This window comes from Sinorhizobium terangae, assembly GCF_029714365.1.
Classification (GTDB): Bacteria; Pseudomonadota; Alphaproteobacteria; order Rhizobiales; family Rhizobiaceae; genus Sinorhizobium; species Sinorhizobium terangae.
On record NZ_CP121660.1, the window covers coordinates 272,942 to 288,230 of the forward strand.

General features: G+C 63.4%; 20 protein-coding genes. 12 read left to right on the top strand and 8 right to left on the bottom strand.

The window, feature by feature from the left end; translation table 11 throughout:
* Positions 1-8: 8 nt before the first annotated feature.
* The 5 genes from QA637_RS19995 to QA637_RS20015 are packed head-to-tail and all read left to right on the top strand — an operon-like array spanning position 9 to position 4,444.
* The gene (locus QA637_RS19995; protein WP_283066452.1) at positions 9-509 is read left to right on the top strand and encodes a ferredoxin-type protein NapF; all 501 of its coding nucleotides are present in this window, start codon (positions 9-11) and stop codon (positions 507-509) included.
* The gene (locus tag QA637_RS20000) at positions 502-789 is read left to right on the top strand and encodes a chaperone NapD (RefSeq protein ID WP_283066453.1); all 288 of its coding nucleotides are present in this window, start codon (positions 502-504) and stop codon (positions 787-789) included. The genes QA637_RS19995 and QA637_RS20000 overlap by 8 nt, the downstream gene beginning before the upstream one ends.
* Positions 764-3,268 (top strand): periplasmic nitrate reductase subunit alpha, encoded by a 2,505-nt coding sequence (gene napA / locus QA637_RS20005; protein WP_283066455.1) that lies wholly within the window; start codon positions 764-766, stop codon positions 3,266-3,268. Before QA637_RS20000 ends, napA begins: the two co-directional genes overlap by 26 nt.
* A gap of 17 nt (positions 3,269-3,285) precedes the next feature.
* Positions 3,286-3,744, top strand: a complete 459-nt coding sequence (locus tag QA637_RS20010) for a nitrate reductase cytochrome c-type subunit (RefSeq protein WP_380786594.1) — start codon at positions 3,286-3,288, stop codon at positions 3,742-3,744.
* Between the two features lie 4 nt (positions 3,745-3,748).
* Positions 3,749-4,444: a NapC/NirT family cytochrome c gene (locus tag QA637_RS20015; protein WP_153439994.1), complete on the top strand. Its 696-nt coding sequence runs from the start codon at positions 3,749-3,751 to the stop codon at positions 4,442-4,444.
* A 17-nt stretch (positions 4,445-4,461) separates the two neighbouring features.
* Here QA637_RS20015 and QA637_RS20020 read toward each other — a convergent pair whose 3' ends face one another.
* Genes QA637_RS20020 through ubiT form a run of 5 tightly spaced genes read right to left on the bottom strand, consistent with a single transcriptional unit; the run spans position 4,462 to position 7,714 of the window.
* Positions 4,462-4,830 carry a YbaN family protein gene (locus QA637_RS20020; protein ID WP_153439993.1) on the bottom strand — a complete coding sequence of 123 codons (369 nt, stop codon included), beginning with the start codon at positions 4,828-4,830 and terminating at the stop codon, positions 4,462-4,464.
* A 42-nt stretch (positions 4,831-4,872) separates the two neighbouring features.
* Positions 4,873-5,262 (bottom strand): hypothetical protein, encoded by a 390-nt coding sequence (locus tag QA637_RS20025; RefSeq protein ID WP_283066457.1) that lies wholly within the window; start codon positions 5,260-5,262, stop codon positions 4,873-4,875.
* Between the two features lie 53 nt (positions 5,263-5,315).
* Entirely contained in the window at positions 5,316-6,239 is a 924-nt protein-coding gene (ubiV, locus tag QA637_RS20030) for a ubiquinone anaerobic biosynthesis protein UbiV (protein ID WP_184108615.1), read from the bottom strand.
* A complete protein-coding gene (gene ubiU, locus QA637_RS20035; RefSeq protein ID WP_153439990.1) occupies positions 6,240-7,217 on the bottom strand; it encodes a ubiquinone anaerobic biosynthesis protein UbiU in 978 nt (325 codons plus the stop codon).
* The gene (gene ubiT, locus QA637_RS20040) at positions 7,208-7,714 is read right to left on the bottom strand and encodes a ubiquinone anaerobic biosynthesis accessory factor UbiT (protein ID WP_153439989.1); all 507 of its coding nucleotides are present in this window, start codon (positions 7,712-7,714) and stop codon (positions 7,208-7,210) included. The genes ubiU and ubiT overlap by 10 nt, the downstream gene beginning before the upstream one ends.
* 106 nt (positions 7,715-7,820) lie before the next feature.
* Between ubiT and QA637_RS20045 the strand changes: the two genes are divergently transcribed.
* The gene (locus tag QA637_RS20045) at positions 7,821-9,329 is read left to right on the top strand and encodes a UbiD family decarboxylase (RefSeq protein ID WP_283066459.1); all 1,509 of its coding nucleotides are present in this window, start codon (positions 7,821-7,823) and stop codon (positions 9,327-9,329) included.
* Complete coding sequence (locus QA637_RS20050; protein WP_153439987.1) at positions 9,326-9,901, top strand: UbiX family flavin prenyltransferase; 576 nt, start codon at positions 9,326-9,328, stop codon at positions 9,899-9,901. Before QA637_RS20045 ends, QA637_RS20050 begins: the two co-directional genes overlap by 4 nt.
* A 33-nt stretch (positions 9,902-9,934) precedes the next feature.
* Here QA637_RS20050 and QA637_RS20055 read toward each other — a convergent pair whose 3' ends face one another.
* The 3 genes from QA637_RS20055 to QA637_RS20065 form a co-directional block, all read right to left on the bottom strand.
* Positions 9,935-10,627 (bottom strand): NnrU family protein, encoded by a 693-nt coding sequence (locus tag QA637_RS20055; protein ID WP_153439986.1) that lies wholly within the window; start codon positions 10,625-10,627, stop codon positions 9,935-9,937.
* Positions 10,620-11,072 carry a hemerythrin domain-containing protein gene (locus QA637_RS20060; protein ID WP_283066461.1) on the bottom strand — a complete coding sequence of 151 codons (453 nt, stop codon included), beginning with the start codon at positions 11,070-11,072 and terminating at the stop codon, positions 10,620-10,622. Before QA637_RS20060 ends, QA637_RS20055 begins: the two co-directional genes overlap by 8 nt.
* A 100-nt stretch (positions 11,073-11,172) precedes the next feature.
* Positions 11,173-11,328, bottom strand: coding sequence for a hypothetical protein (locus QA637_RS20065; RefSeq protein ID WP_153439984.1), 156 nt, complete (start codon positions 11,326-11,328; stop codon positions 11,173-11,175).
* Positions 11,329-11,567: 239 nt separating this feature from the next.
* On the opposite strand from QA637_RS20065, the gene QA637_RS20070 reads away from it, so the two are divergent.
* From QA637_RS20070 to QA637_RS20090, 5 genes are all read left to right on the top strand, one after another.
* Entirely contained in the window at positions 11,568-12,125 is a 558-nt protein-coding gene (locus QA637_RS20070) for a cytochrome c oxidase subunit 3 (protein WP_283066463.1), read from the top strand.
* A 3-nt stretch (positions 12,126-12,128) separates the two neighbouring features.
* Positions 12,129-12,407, top strand: a complete 279-nt coding sequence (locus QA637_RS20075; protein ID WP_283066465.1) for a cytochrome C oxidase subunit IV family protein — start codon at positions 12,129-12,131, stop codon at positions 12,405-12,407.
* Between the two features lie 169 nt (positions 12,408-12,576).
* Positions 12,577-13,029: a c-type cytochrome gene (locus tag QA637_RS20080; protein WP_153439980.1), complete on the top strand. Its 453-nt coding sequence runs from the start codon at positions 12,577-12,579 to the stop codon at positions 13,027-13,029.
* Between the two features lie 24 nt (positions 13,030-13,053).
* Entirely contained in the window at positions 13,054-14,400 is a 1,347-nt protein-coding gene (locus tag QA637_RS20085) for a nitric-oxide reductase large subunit (RefSeq protein ID WP_283066467.1), read from the top strand.
* Positions 14,401-14,470: 70 nt separating this feature from the next.
* A complete protein-coding gene (locus QA637_RS20090) occupies positions 14,471-15,283 on the top strand; it encodes a CbbQ/NirQ/NorQ/GpvN family protein (RefSeq protein WP_283066469.1) in 813 nt (270 codons plus the stop codon).
* Positions 15,284-15,289: the final 6 nt, after the last annotated feature.

Sequence of the window (15,289 nt, forward strand, 5' to 3'; positions counted from 1 at the left end):
GGCTTGTCATGGCGGTTGCGACGACTTCCAGACGAGACCTGCTCTTCGGACGCGGCGCGTCTCGGCCCGAACGGATCTGTCCGCCGGGCGTGACGCCCGAGAGCCTCGCCGCCTGCACCGGTTGCGGCCGCTGCGTGGACGCCTGTCCTACGCATATCATCAGCCTTGCCGGCAACCGGCCGTCGCTCGATTTTTCCATTGGCGAGTGCACCTTCTGCGGTGAGTGCCGGCGCGCCTGTCCGGAGCCGGTCTTTGAGTTTGCCGGCGTGGCGCGCTTTGCCCATGTGGCGGCGATCGCCGATCATTGCCTGGCGAAGAACGCTGCCGCCTGTCAGTCCTGCCGCGACAGTTGTCCGAAACAGGCGATCCGCTTCCAGCCGCGGATCGGCGGGCCTTTCCTGCCGGTCATCGATGAAGACGCCTGCAGCGGCTGCGGCGCCTGCGTCAGCATCTGTCCGGTCGGCGCCGTTCATGTCTCTGCGCGACATCAGGAAGGCGCCAATGCCTGACAAACCGAGCGAATATCATATCTCGAGCGCCGTCATCGTCGCCGTTCCGGCGATGGAGAACAGGGTTCTGGCGGCGCTTTCCGGCATGAACAATGTCGAGGTGCACGGCCACCAGGGCGGCAAGATCGTGGTGGTCATCGAAGGAATGAGCACGGGCATGCTCGGCGAGTGCCTGTCGCAGATTTCTACGCTCGAAGGCGTGGTCGCGGCCAACATGGTGTTCGAGCATGTCGAGAAAGAGGAGACGATCGGCAATGACCGGCGAACTGACGCGGCGTGACATCCTCAAGGCCCATGCGGCCGGCATAGCGGCGGCGACCGCGGGCATTGCGCTCCCCGCCGCGGCACAGCCGGTGCCGGGCGGTGTCGAAGCACTGCAGATAAAATGGTCGAAGGCGCCATGCCGCTTCTGCGGCACCGGCTGCGGCGTGATGGTGGGCGTCAAGGAGGGCCAGGTCGTTGCCACCCATGGCGATATGCAGGCGGAGGTCAATCGCGGCCTCAACTGCATCAAGGGCTACTTCCTCTCGAAGATCATGTATGGCGCCGACCGGCTGAAGACGCCGCTTCTGCGCAAGCGGAACGGCGCCTTTGCCAAGGACGGCGAGTTCGAACCGGTGAGCTGGGACGAGGCCTTCGACGTGATGGCCGAGCAGGCGAAGAGAGTCCTGAAGGAAAAGGGGCCAACGGCTGTCGGCATGTTCGGATCCGGGCAGTGGACGATCTTCGAGGGCTATGCGGCGACGAAACTGATGCGCGCCGGCTTCCGCTCCAACAATCTCGACCCCAATGCCCGCCATTGCATGGCGTCCGCCGCCTATGCCTTCATGCGCACCTTCGGCATGGACGAGCCGATGGGATGCTACGACGATTTCGAGCATGCCGACGCCTTTGTCCTCTGGGGCTCGAACATGGCGGAGATGCACCCGATCCTGTGGACGCGGCTTGCGGATCGCCGGCTGGGGCAGGAGCATGTCAAGGTGGCGGTGTTGTCGACCTTCACCCACCGCAGCATGGACCTCGCCGACATCCCGATCGTCTTCAAGCCGGGCACGGATCTCGCGATCCTCAATTACATCGCCAACCACATCATTCAAACGGGGCGCGTCAATCAGGAGTTTGTCGACAAGCACACGACCTTCATGGTCGGCGCGACCGACATCGGCTACGGCCTGAGGCCGGACAATCCGCTCGAGGTCAAGGCAGTGAACGCCAAGGACGCCGCCAAGATGACGCCGAGCACTTTCGAGGACTTCAAGAAGTTCGTCTCGGAGTACACGCTCGACAAGACAGTGGAGCTGACCGGGGTCGAGGTCGGTTTCCTCGAACAACTGGCCGATCTTTACGCCGACCCGAACCGCAAGGTGATGTCGCTCTGGACCATGGGGTTCAACCAGCATGTGCGCGGCGTCTGGGTCAACCACATGGTCTACAACCTCCATCTCCTGACGGGGAAGATTTCGGAGCCGGGCAACAGCCCGTTCTCGCTGACCGGGCAGCCTTCGGCCTGCGGCACGGCACGCGAGGTCGGCACCTTCGCGCACCGGCTGCCGGCCGACATGACAGTGACCAATCCCGAGCACCGCAAGCACGCCGAGGAAATCTGGCGGGTGCCGCACGGCATCATCCCGGAAAAGCCGGGTTACCATGCCGTCGAGCAGGACCGCATGTTGAAGGACGGCAAGCTCAATTTCTATTGGGTGCAGGTCAACAACAACATCCAGGCGGCGCCCAACACCAGCAACGAGACCTATCAGGGCTACCGCAACCCCGACAATTTCATCGTCGTCTCCGATGTCTATCCGACGATCACGGCGATGAGCGCCGACCTCATTCTGCCGGCCGCGATGTGGGTGGAGAAGGAGGGCGCTTACGGCAATGCCGAGCGGCGCACCCACGTATGGCACCAACTCGTCGATGCGCCCGGCGAGGCGCGTTCCGATCTCTGGCAGATGGTGGAGTTCTCCAAGCGCTTCACCACCGACGAGGTGTGGCCCGCGGAAACCCTCGACGCCAATCCCGGCTATCGCGGCAAGACGCTCTACGACGTGCTCTTCAAGAACGGCAATGTCGATCGTTTCGCCGCGAGCGAGATCAACAAGGACTACGCGAACCGGGAAGCCGAGGCCTTCGGCTTCTACATCCAGAAGGGCTTGTTCGAGGAATATGCCTCCTTCGGGCGCGGCCATGGACACGACCTCGCGCCCTATGACCGCTACCACGAGGTGCGCGGCCTGCGCTGGCCCGTGGTCGACGGCAAGGAGACGCTCTGGCGCTACCGCGAGGGCTACGACCCCTATGTGAAGCCGGGCGAGGACGTGAAGTTCTACGGCCGTCCGGACGGCAGGGCGGTGATCCTCGCCGTTCCCTACGAGCCTCCGGCCGAGTCGCCGGACGAGGAATTCGATATCTGGCTCGTCACCGGTCGCGTGCTCGAACATTGGCATTCCGGATCGATGACGATGCGGGTGCCGGAACTGTACCGGGCCTTCCCGGGCGCCGTCTGTTTCGTGAATGCTGACGACGCACGCAAGCGCAACCTCAATCAGGGTGCCGAGGTCAGGATCATTTCCCGGCGCGGCGAGATCCGTGCCCGCGTCGAGACGCGCGGCCGCAATCGCATGCCGCCGGGCGTCATCTTCGTCCCCTGGTTCGACGCCAGCAAGCTCATCAACAAGGTGACGCTGGATGCCACCGATCCCATCTCCAAACAGACGGATTTCAAGAAATGCGCGGTCAAGATCGTCTCTGTCGCATGATGCGAAGCCCCGTATGGATGTTTGGTGCGCTGCTCGCGCTGCTGTTCGTCAGCAGCGCGGCGATCGCCCAGATGGCGCCCGAAGAAAGGGTGCCGGAACTCTCCGGTCCCCCGCAGGAGATGACCGAGCCAGGGGCGCCCCCGATACCGAAATGGGTGGTCGATGACGTTCGCAAGGAGCGCAATTATCCTGACCAGCCGCCGGTGATCCCGCACTCGATCGAGGGCTATCAGCTTTCGGTCAACACCAACCGCTGCCTCTCCTGCCACAAGCGCGAGCTTACCGAGGAGTCGGGTGCGCCGATGATCAGCGTCACCCATTATATGACGCGTGAAGGCCAGATGCTCGCGGACGTGTCGCCACGGCGCTACTTCTGCACCGCCTGCCACGTGCCGCAGGCGAACGTCAAACCGCTCGTCGGCAATACCTTCAAGGATATGAGCGAGCTGGGCGTCAAGCCCGCGGGGAGCGAGTGACGCCATGGCATGGATCAGGAAACTCGTCCTTTGGGCGTGGCGCATTGTCAGCACGCCGGCGGGAACGCTGAGCCTCGGCTTCCTGACGCTCGGCGGCTTCGTCGGCGGCGTGATGTTCTGGGGTGCCTTTAACACCGCGCTCGAGCTCACCAACACCGAGGCCTTCTGCACCTCCTGCCACGAGATGCGCGACAACGTCTATCAGGAGCTGACGCGGACGATCCATTTCTCCAATCGCTCCGGCGTCAGGGCCACCTGCCCGGACTGCCACGTTCCGCATGACTGGACGGACAAGATCGCCCGCAAGATGCAGGCATCGAAGGAGGTCTGGGGCAAGATCTTCGGGACGATCAACACCCGCCCGAAATTCCTCGAGCATCGGCTGGAACTCGCCCAGCATGAATGGGCGCGGCTGAAGGCAAACGACAGTCTCGAATGCCGCAATTGCCATTCGTCGGTGGCTATGGACCTCCAGAAGCAGACGGAACGGGCGGCGACGATCCACACCCGTTATCTGCTTCCCGGCCGGGCGACCTGCATCGATTGCCACAAGGGCATCGCGCACGAGCTGCCGAACATGCAGGGCATCGATCCAGGCTGGAAGGTGCCGCCGGAACTGGAAGGCGAGACGACCACGAGTTCAACCCCGATCGACGAACTGCGGCAGGCGATGAAGGAGCTGCACGCGAGCAACTTCTAAAGCCGTTGGATCGGCACTCAATTGCTTGGGCGCGTCAGAATGAAGGCGGCGGGGAGTGCCATCACGGCCGCGACGATGGCCGCAAGCATCGCGTCCGGATTGCTGAAAAGACAGAAGAGACCGAAGCTTGCGGCGATCAGGGCGACGGCGGTGAACTTCGCCTTCGCCGCGATCGCACCCTTTTCCCGCCAGAGGCGCAGTGAAGGACCGAAAACGGGATGCTCGACGAGCCAGCGCTCAAGCCGGGGAGACGCCCGGGCGAACAGGCCGGCCGCCAGGAGCAGGAAAGGTGTGGTGGGCAATAGCGGCAGGAACACGCCGGCGATGGCGAACCCGACCATCAGCCAGCCAAGGCACAAACAAAGGATACGCAACGGAAGGTTCATTCACCGTCTCCAGATCACGCGCTCCCGAAAGGGTAACCGTGTTCATCGCACACCCGCCTTCGAGCTTGGCAAGGCGGCGACATTGAGGAGCCGCGCACCTTGCAGCGCGGCTTCGGCAATGTCCTCGAAAAGCAGCCGCGCTTCCACCAACACGCTTCGGTCGGCATCCCCATAGCCGATCTCGTCAAGCTCGTGAAGCAGTTCCATGATCGTGGCGATGCGGCGCCGGCGGCGCCGGACCTGGTCGAGCATGCGCTTTTCACGCTGCCTCGCCGTCAGGCTTTCGAAGCGAAGCAGCAAGTCGTCGACACGAGCGCGGCAGCCGCATTCGAGCGCAGCACCGTCGATCAGCCTGCGGATCTGGCCGAAGACCGCCACGAGATTTTCATCATCAGCGCTTCCACCTGCGAGAACGTCGATTTCACGTACCATGGCGAGACTCCGGCTAACAGCGGGATGCGGGCGAAAACCGCCCACGCCCCGCACTAGGTTGATGCGTGGCCAGCAATCCAGGCGGCGCCTTGCTGGGCGTAATGGAAGCCGTTGGCAAGGCTTGCGGCGGGATAGGCGGCTTGAAGACCGGCGATGGCATCGGCCGGTGCGGACCTGCCGGCGATCGCGTCGTCAAAGGTTCGTGCAACGGCAACCATGTCGCAGTCCTGCGGCGAAAGCCGGATCCGCGAAATGCCGGCGGCCGCTAATTCCGGCAGCTCCTGGATCAGTGCCTGGCATGTGTGCGACACGGTCTGCACGCCATTCAGGGCAAGAAAGGGCTGCCGGTCGAGCGTTTCGACGACCAGACCATCCGGGTCGTCGCCGCAGATGAACTGACAATTGTCCTTGACCAGCCCCTTGGACCGGGCGTGCGCACAGCGGGCGGAGATCGCGAGCGGCACCCGCCCGAAGGCGAATATCTCGAAGGCCACGCCGGGCGCATCGCGAACGATCTCGCGCACGGATGTCATGGGCAGTTCGGGCGGCAGGCATATGCTCGTCGCACCGCGCGAAGCGAGCAGCCGCGCTGTGGCGCCATTATAGACGTTGATCAACGGGCCGACGGAGTGCGGCTTGCCGGCCAGCAGTCCGAGCGCCGACAGGTCATTGGCTTCGACCGGGTGGGCGCTGTCGCGCACCAGAGCGCGCACGATCTGGCTTTCGCGTTCGAGCGTGACGAGCGCCAGCGAGGCGAGGCTGACGCTCTTGCCCGCGCGCTCCAGCCGCTCGACCACTTCGCCGACATGCGGCTCGATGAAATGCAGCCGTTTCGAGCAGACGGTCTCTCCGATGACGACATGCGTGACCGGCGCTTCGTCGGCGATGCGGAAATAGAAATCGCGCCATTTGGGTCCGTCCCACAAGTAGAGGACGGGGCCGAGGCTAAGGCTTGGAAGCGTTGCGCCAGTCATGATCTACCTCCAACGCTTTTCATAGGCGCCGGACGTCGTCCGCTGGCCTTCGCTCAAGAGTCTCAGCCGTGAGATGAGGGCAGGTCGATCGGCGGCATTCGCGGCAAGCGCGCGGCGCATCACCGAGACGACCTCCGCCACATAAGCCTTGCCGCGCTGGCGTCCCTCGATCTTCAGCGCGCTGACGCCGGCCTCGCGCAACAGATCGACGTGGTCCATCACGTCGAGCGAAACCGGGTCCTCGAAGGCGTAGCCGCGCTCGTCCGCGACGTTGAAGCGTCCCTTGCAGAGCGTCGGATAGCCGGCTGCCTCGCCGGCGGGAAAGCGGTTGATCGTATACTCGCCGAGTTCCGAGACGAGTTCGCGGCCATCCTCGCGATAGCGCACATGGCTTGCCGGAGAACAGACGCCGTTCATGTTCGGCGACTTGCCGGTGGCATAGGAGGAGAGCGAACAACGTCCCTCCGCCATCACACAGAGCCCGCCGAAGACGAAAACCTCGATCTCGCAGCGGATCTGTTTTGCAAGGCGCGCGATGTCGGGAATGGTGAGAATGCGCGGCAGCACGACCCGCTTTGCCCGAAACGTCTCGACCAGGAAATTGACCGCGTCTGTATTAGCGGCGGAAGCCTGCACGGACACGTGCAGGCGCTGGTCGGGATAGCGCTCGGCGGTATAGGCCATCAGGCCGAAATCCGCGAGGATGACGGCGTCGGCGCCGAGGCGCACGGCGTCGTCCACGGCCTCGTGCCAGAGCTTTTCGCGACCGGCGCGCATGAAGGTGTTGATGGCGACGAAGGTCATCGTTCCGTGCTGGCGGGCATAGGCGATCGCCGCCTTCAACTCATCGCGGGAAAAGTTCAGCCCCGGGAAATTGCGGGCATTGGTCTCGTCGCGAAAACCGCAGTAGACGGCGTCGGCTCCGGCATCGACGGCCTCGCGGAAGGCGGCCGGCGTTCCGGCCGGGCAGATCAGTTCCATTGGCCGGCCTCCCTGGGCAGGACGCGGCTTCTGATCTCCGCGGCGGCCCGCCGGATCAGCGGCGCAAAGGGGCCCGCAAGGCTGCCGATGTCGGAGGGCAGGTCGATGTTGCAGTCGTCGAGCGCGTTGCGCAGCGCCAGCATCGCCTCCATGTCGCCGGTCACCGTCAGGTCGCGCGAGAAGAACACCGCGTCTCCATCAAGGCGGCCTTCAAGCAGCCCGAGCAGAAGCACGAAACCGCCGGTGACCGCAGCGTCTGTGGCAGGCAGGTCGGGCTTGCGGTGCACGGATATGCGGTTCTTGGCAGGCTCGACCAGGAAGCCGACCGGCAGGTCGGACGGGAAGAAGCCGTATCGCTTGGCCGCGTGTTCGCCGAGGCGACCGAAAAGGCCCGGATGCCGCGTCATGACGTGGGAGAAGACGAGCCTTGTTGCCCGCTCGATGGCGGGAAGGGGGATGAGCCGGAGCGGAACGGCCATCGCTGGGGGAACGGTCATGTGGGGCCTGCAAAATGTGAATATCTGCCTAATGTTAGCCGGCGGCTGTCTCTTGTGTTTGTCCCACATCAAAGACAGGCTGAAATCACCGGCACAAAGAGGCGGCATGAACAAAGCCTTCCGCACAGCACAGCACTTCGCCTCGCTACAGGATTTTGCTTCGTCGCTTGAACGCGACGGCGAGCTGAAGCGGATTTCGCAGCCTGTTTCGCTCGTACATGAAGTCACCGAGATCCACCGGCGCGTGCTTGCGTCAAGCGGACCGGCGCTGTTGTTCGAAAAGCCGGTCGATGCTTCCGGCCGTGTGCACGAGATTCCGCTGCTCGCCAATCTTTTCGGCGCGCAAGCGCGGATCGAGCGCGGCTGCGGCCTGGAGCCGGGCGGATTGCCGTTCCTTGCCGCGGAACTCGCCGAGCTGCGCGACCCCCGCGCGCCGGGATCGCTGCGTGACGCCTGGGAGAAACTGCCGTTGCTGCGGTCCGCGCTCTCGATGCGGCCGAAGCATTGTAGCCGGGCGCCATGCCAGGAGATCGTCTGGAGCGGTCCGGATGTCGATCTCGGAAAACTGCCGATCCAGTGGTGCTGGCCGGGCGAACCGGCGCCGCTCATCACCTGGCCACTGGTGATCACCATGGCTCCGGACGACCCGTCCGACATCAATGTCGGCATCTACCGCATGCAGGTTCTGGGCAGAAATCGGGCGATCGTCCGCTGGCTCGCCCATCGCGGCGGTGCGCGCCATCATCGCCTTTGGCAGAAACAGGGCCGGGACATGCCGGTCGCGGTCGCGATCGGGGCGGATCCGGCCACTATCCTCGCGTCGGTGATGCCGTTGCCGGACGGACTGAGCGAACTTAATTTTTCAGGGCTCATTCGCCGGCGCCGAACACCGGTTGCGACCGGTCGTACGGTGCCGTTGCCGGTGCCGGCGAATGCGGAGATCGTGCTCGAAGGGACGGTGTCTGAGACCGAGACGGCGGATGAAGGGCCTTACGGCGACCATACCGGCTATTACAATTCTGTCGACCGCTTCCCGGTCATGACGCTTTCGGCGATCACGATGCGCCGAAATCCGATCTATCTCTCCACCTATACCGGGCGCCCGCCCGACGAACCGTCGTGTCTTGGCGAAGCGATGAACGTGCTGTTCGTGCCGCTCGTGAAGAAGCAGTTTCCGGAGATCGTCGACTTGTGGCTGCCGCCGGAAGCCTGCTCCTACCGGGCGATGGTCGTGGCGATCGACAAGCGTTATCCGGGCCAGGCGAAGCGGTTGATGATGGGGCTCTGGTCGATGCTGCCGCAGTTCAGCTACGTGAAGCTCATCATCGTCGTCGACCCGGATATCAATGTGCGCAACTGGCCGGATGTCGTCTGGGCGCTTTCCACGCGCTTCGACGCGAGCCGTGACATCACCATCGTCGCCGACACGCCGATCGACTATCTCGACTTCGCCTCGCCTCGATCCGGCCTCGGCGGCAAGCTCGGGCTCGATGCGACCACCAAGATCGGCGCGGAGACCGACCGCGAATGGGGGAGGGTGCTCGACATGTCGCCAGAGGTGAAAGCCGATGTCGATCGGATGTGGGCGGAGCTGGGTCTGGGAGAGAGCCGATGACGGCAAGATCGAGGATAGTCGTCGGCGTAACCGGCGCTTCGGGGGGCGCGATCCCGCTGCGCATCGCCGAGCGACTTGCGCGGATCGACGAAGTCGAGATGCATCTCGTCATGTCGCCGGCGGCCCATCGCACGCTGAGCCACGAGGTCGGACGGGACGCGCTACTGCGCTTGCTCGAAAAGGCCGATCGGGTTTACGAGCACGACAACATCGGCGCGGCGATTGCCAGCGGATCCTTTCCGACCGCCGGCATGATCGTCTCACCCTGCTCGATGCGCACGCTGGCGGCGATCGCCAGCGGCCTTGCGGACAACCTTCTGGTCAGAGCCGCAGACGTGCATCTGAAGGAGCGCCGGCGTCTCGTGTTGATGACGCGCGAGACGCCGCTCCACCTCGGGCACCTGCGCAACATGTGCGCCGTCACGGAAATGGGGGCGATCGTCATGCCGCCGGTGCCAGGATTTTATCACCGGCCGAAAAGCGTCGAGGCGATCGTCGATCACCTTGCCGCGCGCGCCATCGACCTTCTGGCGCTGCCGATCGCGCCGCTCGCCGAAACCTGGCAGGGATAAAGCCGCGTCAGGAATGTGCGACGCGCGGCAAGGTCAAATCATGGCAAAGGCTTGCAGCAGAGGATCGGCACCGAAGAGGGCGTGATGGCCGCCGGCAAGCAGCCAGAGCGTAATGGCTGCCGTGGCGAAGGCCGACAGCACCAGCACAGGATCGAGCCGGAAGCGAGTGGTGCCGCCGAGGACGGCGGCGAAGGGCCAGATCGACGTGCCGGCGGCAGCGCTCGGCCACTTGTCGCCCAGGCGCCGGCGCGCGCGCCGTTCGACCATCAGGAAACCGCCCGCGGCAAAGAGCGCAAAACCGCCGAAAAGTACGAGCGAACGAAGATCGCCGTTCGGCACAACGTGTCCCGCCGCCCAGATGAGGAACCCCCAGAGCACCGGATGTCGCGTGATGCCGACGATCGCTCCAGTCCGTCCGGTGCCTTGAAAGATCGAGACGGAAAGCGGGTTCTCGCTGAAGAGGCCCGCAAGAACAAGAAATATGCCGAGGGGTGCGAGCACGAAGGTCACCCAGGCCTGCCAAGGCGCCGGGTCCCAGAGCGGTATGAAATCCAGCGTCAGCGCCGCGTGGAAGACCCAGACGAGCGCTACGATCGACAGCAGCGAATAGCCGGCAAAATAACCCTTGCGGCCCAGCCGCTGAATAAGCCGCTCGCGAAGTTTCGGCATGGCGGGCACCATGTGCAGCGCGAGAAAGACCGCGAAGGCCAGAAAAAATTCACGCATTGCAGGCACCCCGACGGCGTTCGGCAAGCAGTAGACGCTCCGTCGCGACATGGCGGCGGAGGTTCTCGAAGAGGACACGCAGCATATAGCCGATCGCGTCCCAGCTTAGCCGGCAGCGACCGTGAAGAAGCTCGCGCAGGGCATCGGCGACTTCCGCCGCAGCTTTCTCATCGTGTTCGTGCTCTTTGCGAAGACGCTCGATTAACGTCGTCACGTTGCGACCGTCCGGTTGTGAGCGAAGTTGCCGAAAGAGGACTTGCTCCTCCAGTTCGTGCAGGTTGCCAAGCGTCGGTACCAGCGTGTTCGCGATCTCATCGTAGCGCGTCACATCGATTGCGTTCGGCAAGGTGTCGGCGATTGCCTCCAGCCGATCACATAATTCCAACAGCGCGTCATAGCCGTTTTCCAGCATGCGGCTTCGTTGCATCGTCTCTTTTCCAGCCATCAGCCGGACTCCAATCGATTGATCCTGACGCAATCGTCTAGCCGGCGAGCCGGCTCGCTTCTTTGACATATCGCAAGTCCCGATTGATACGAGCCATGCGCTAGCGGTCGAGAAAGAGCACCACGGCAATCGCGATCGAGAACAGGACGGCCGAGACCGTGCCGGCACGCTGCAACACGCCCATGCGGTGGAGGACTAGGGCGAAAACGATGATGATGGGGGTAGCGACCGAAAGGCCGATCTGTGCGTCTGTCATCGAAGAACTCCTAGATCACGATGATTTTCGGTCGAATCGACCCAAAATCGTAAACGTGATCGATTCTAATAAGTTGAGACGCGGGATGCGGGCGGAAAACCGCGCACACTTTTCCTCATCCCGCTCTGGGTGCCCTCGCCGATATCCGGTTTTTGGCCCTGCTTCCTTGCGAAATGTCAAAGATATCGCTCTGCCGGCTCGCCTAAGTGCCGATCGTTTCCGATCAAGGGAGATGCGGCATGGATGCACGGGTAACGTCTGATATCGAAGCGGGAGAAGAAGCGCCCGCGGATGAGCTTCTGCTCTGGATTCTGGTCTGGAGCGAACTTGCGGCCTTCGGCATTCTGCTAGCGGCCTTTCTCGTCACCGGCTCCCTGCAGGCCGAGGCATTTGCTGCCGGGCGAAACGAACTCAACCCCCTGCTCGCAGGCATCAACACGCTGGTACTTTTGACGAGCGGCTGGCAGGCGGCGCTCGCCGCGCGCAAATCCGCTCTACCCGGGGAGCGCCGGCGTGCCCTCGTCATGGCCGCCCTGCTCGGCTTCGTCTTCGTTGCCATCAAGCTCACGGAATATAACGGTGAGCTCGCAAGCGGCGACATTGCCCGGTTCGGCGCCTTCTTCGAGCTCTATTTCCTGATCACCGGCTTCCATCTGCTGCATGTGGCCTTCGGTGGCCTGATCCTGCTTCTCGTCGCCTGGCGTCCGACGCCCGGCAATGTAACCCTGATAACAACCCTCTGGCATGTCATCGATCTCATCTGGATCGTGATGTTCCCGATCATCTATCTGGTATGACCTATGACGGACCGCACTCGAAACCAACTCGGTCGAACCTGGATCGTGCTCGTTGCCATCGTGCTTTCGGGCATGTCGGCGGTCGCCTTTCAAGGCCGCGCCTCTGTCGTCGTTTTCGGCGTCCTCACTCTGGCGCTCATCAAAGCCAGGCTGATCATCCTGGATTTCATGGGCCTGCGCTCCGGTTCGGCCGCCGTGCGGCGTGGGCTTTTCGTCTGGCCGCTGGTCCTCGTGCTGCTCGCAGCGGCGAAGCTCGTCGCCACCGGCATGCCATCCGTTTGAAACCGCTTTCCTTGTTTGCCGAAACGCAAAGAACGCGCGCGGGAAATCCATAGACATGGATCGCGCCCCGGACATTCGTCGGCACCGCTGCAGGCGGCGCCAAACGGGGAGGGGATCAGATCAAGCCGGCCACGCTTTCGCGGCCATCTGAAATCGAAAGGACCACGTGATGGCAGAACGCCTCACCAAGACCGGGGCCCGAAACGTCTTCTATGGCGGGTCCTTCTTCTTCTTTGCCATATTTGTCGGGCTGACCGCCCATAGCCACTATTACATGAAGACGAGCTCGACGGACGAGACGACGCTGACGGACTCGGTCGGGCGCGGCAAGCACGTCTGGGAAAAGAACTCCTGTATCAACTGCCACACGCTTCTCGGCGAAGGCGCCTATTTCGCGCCCGAGCTCGGCAATGTCTGGAAGCGCTGGGGTGGCGACAAGGATCCGGAAGGCGCGCGCGAAACGCTGAAGGCGTGGATGGCGGCGCAACCCTCCGGCGTCGAAGGGCGCCGGCAGATGCCGCAATTCAGTCTCACCGAACAGGAGCTCAACGACCTCGCCGACTTCCTGGAGTGGACGAGCCGCATCAAGACCCAGAACTGGCCACCGAACGAGGCTGGCTAAGCGTTGCGATTGGAGTAAAGAACCATGAAATACCAGACCCAGAAGGTCGCGATGCTCTATTTTTATGGCGCACTCGGCCTGTTTCTCGCCCAGGTGCTGTTCGGTGTTCTCGCCGGCACCATCTACGTCCTGCCCAACACGCTCTCCGAGCTCCTGCCGTTCAACATCGTGCGCATGGTGCACACCAATGCGCTGATCGTCTGGCTGCTGATGGGCTTCATGGGCGCCACTTATTATCTCCTACCAGAGGAAGCGGAAACGGAGCTTTACAGCACCAAGATCGCGGCGGCGCAGTTCTGGCTCTTCCTGATCGCGGCGGCCGTCGCGGTGGTCGGGTACCTTTTCCATATCCACGAGGGCCGTGAGTTTCTCGAGCAGCCCTTCGCGATCAAGGTCGGCATCGTCGTGGTGGCGCTGATGTTCCTCTACAACATCACGCTCACCGTTCTCAAGGGCCGCAAGACGACGGTGACCAACATCCTGATCTTCGGCCTCTGGGGTGTGGCGATCTTCTTCCTGTTTGCCTTCTACAACCCGATGAACCTGGCACTCGACAAGATGTACTGGTGGTACGTCGTCCACCTGTGGGTTGAAGGCGTCTGGGAGCTGATCATGGCATCGGTGCTCGCCTTCCTGATGATCAAGCTTAACGGCATCGACCGCGAGGTCGTCGAGAAGTGGCTCTACGTCATCGTCGGCCTGGCGCTCTTCTCCGGCATCCTCGGCACCGGTCACCATTACTACTGGATCGGCGCGCCGGGCTATTGGCAGTGGATCGGCTCGCTCTTCTCGACGCTCGAAGTCGCACCGTTCTTCACCATGGTGATCTTCACCTTCGTCATGACCTGGAAGGCCGGGCGCAAGCACCCGAACCGTGCGGCCCTTCTCTGGGCGATCGGCTGCTCGGTCATGGCCTTCTTCGGCGCCGGCGTCTGGGGCTTCCTGCACACGCTGTCCTCGGTGAACTACTACACCCACGGCACGCAGGTGACTGCGGCCCACGGCCACCTCGCCTTCTTCGGCGCTTATGTGATGTTGAACCTGGCCGTGATGGCCTATGCGATCCCGGAAATCCGCGGCCGCCAACCCTACAATCAGTGGCTCTCGATCGTCAGCTTCTGGGCCATGTGTACCGCCATGTCGGTGATGACCTTCGCACTCACCTTCGCGGGCGTCCTTCAGGTCCACCTGCAGCGCGTCCTCGGCGAGAGCTACATGGACGTGCAGGACCAGCTGGCGCTGTTCTACTGGATCCGCCTCGGCTCGGGTGCAGTCGTCCTCGTCTCGGCGCTGATGTTCATCTGGGCCGTGCTGGTTCCAGGCCGCGAGCGCAGCGAACGGCTTGCCGCTTCGATCCAGCCCGCCGAATGATCGCCCCGACCGATCCCGCCCACGTCGGGATCGGTCCTTCTTGCTTCGACTATTTGTCACGGAGACCAAAATGAACTTTGTTCTGCCGAACGCACCTCGCCCGACCGCCGACATTCCGCACTACAGTCCGCTCGGCAACGAATGCGCGCTGTTCGAAACCGCCTGGGTCAGGCAATTGCCGCTCCTGCTGAAAGGCCCGACCGGCTGCGGCAAGACGCGTTTCGTCAGCCATATGGCCGCGAGGCTCGGCCTGCCGCTCTCGACGGTTTCCTGTCATGACGATCTCGCCGCCGCGGATCTCACCGGCCGTTACCTCCTGAAGGGCGGCGACACGGTCTGGGTCGACGGGCCGCTGACGCGCGCAGTGCGCGAGGGCGGCGTGTGCTATCTCGACGAGATCGTCGAGGCGCGCAAGGACGTCGCCGTCGTCCTCCATCCGCTCACCGACGATCGCCGCATGCTGCCGCTGGAGCGCACCGGCGAGATGCTCGAGGCGCCGTCCGGCTTCATGCTGGTCGTCTCCTACAATCCCGGCTACCAGAACCTTCTCAAGAGCCTGAAGCCCAGCACGCGGCAGCGCTTCGTCGCGATCGAGTTCGACTTCCTGCCGAAGGCGCAGGAAATCGCCGTCGTCGCGGCGGAAAGCGGTCTCGCGGAGTGCCAAGTGGCACGGCTCGTCGCTCTCGCCGCGCGCCTGAGAGCGCTTAAAGGTCACGATCTCGAAGAGGGCGTTTCGACCCGCCTGCTCGTCTACTGCGCCTGCCTGATCGACGCCGGGATGCCGGCGAAGGAAGCTGTCCGCGCTGCCATGATAGAGCCCCTGACCGACGAGCCCGACGTCAGGGCGGCGCTTCTGGAAGTGGCCGACTCCCTGATAGCCTGAGGTCCT

Coding starts and splice junctions, on each gene's coding strand:
- QA637_RS19995 (WP_283066452.1), top strand. CDS start 9: ATGGCGGTTGCGACGACTTCCAGACGAGACCTGCTCTTCGGACGCGGC.
- QA637_RS20000 (WP_283066453.1), top strand. CDS start 502: ATGCCTGACAAACCGAGCGAATATCATATCTCGAGCGCCGTCATCGTC.
- napA (WP_283066455.1), top strand. CDS start 764: ATGACCGGCGAACTGACGCGGCGTGACATCCTCAAGGCCCATGCGGCC.
- QA637_RS20010 (WP_380786594.1), top strand. CDS start 3,286: ATGTTTGGTGCGCTGCTCGCGCTGCTGTTCGTCAGCAGCGCGGCGATC.
- QA637_RS20015 (WP_153439994.1), top strand. CDS start 3,749: ATGGCATGGATCAGGAAACTCGTCCTTTGGGCGTGGCGCATTGTCAGC.
- QA637_RS20020 (WP_153439993.1), bottom strand. CDS start 4,830: ATGAACCTTCCGTTGCGTATCCTTTGTTTGTGCCTTGGCTGGCTGATG.
- QA637_RS20025 (WP_283066457.1), bottom strand. CDS start 5,262: ATGGTACGTGAAATCGACGTTCTCGCAGGTGGAAGCGCTGATGATGAA.
- ubiU (WP_153439990.1), bottom strand. CDS start 7,217: ATGGAACTGATCTGCCCGGCCGGAACGCCGGCCGCCTTCCGCGAGGCC.
- ubiT (WP_153439989.1), bottom strand. CDS start 7,714: ATGACCGTTCCCCCAGCGATGGCCGTTCCGCTCCGGCTCATCCCCCTT.
- QA637_RS20045 (WP_283066459.1), top strand. CDS start 7,821: ATGAACAAAGCCTTCCGCACAGCACAGCACTTCGCCTCGCTACAGGAT.
- QA637_RS20050 (WP_153439987.1), top strand. CDS start 9,326: ATGACGGCAAGATCGAGGATAGTCGTCGGCGTAACCGGCGCTTCGGGG.
- QA637_RS20055 (WP_153439986.1), bottom strand. CDS start 10,627: ATGCGTGAATTTTTTCTGGCCTTCGCGGTCTTTCTCGCGCTGCACATG.
- QA637_RS20060 (WP_283066461.1), bottom strand. CDS start 11,072: ATGGCTGGAAAAGAGACGATGCAACGAAGCCGCATGCTGGAAAACGGC.
- QA637_RS20065 (WP_153439984.1), bottom strand. CDS start 11,328: ATGACAGACGCACAGATCGGCCTTTCGGTCGCTACCCCCATCATCATC.
- QA637_RS20070 (WP_283066463.1), top strand. CDS start 11,568: ATGGATGCACGGGTAACGTCTGATATCGAAGCGGGAGAAGAAGCGCCC.
- QA637_RS20075 (WP_283066465.1), top strand. CDS start 12,129: ATGACGGACCGCACTCGAAACCAACTCGGTCGAACCTGGATCGTGCTC.
- QA637_RS20080 (WP_153439980.1), top strand. CDS start 12,577: ATGGCAGAACGCCTCACCAAGACCGGGGCCCGAAACGTCTTCTATGGC.
- QA637_RS20085 (WP_283066467.1), top strand. CDS start 13,054: ATGAAATACCAGACCCAGAAGGTCGCGATGCTCTATTTTTATGGCGCA.
- QA637_RS20090 (WP_283066469.1), top strand. CDS start 14,471: ATGAACTTTGTTCTGCCGAACGCACCTCGCCCGACCGCCGACATTCCG.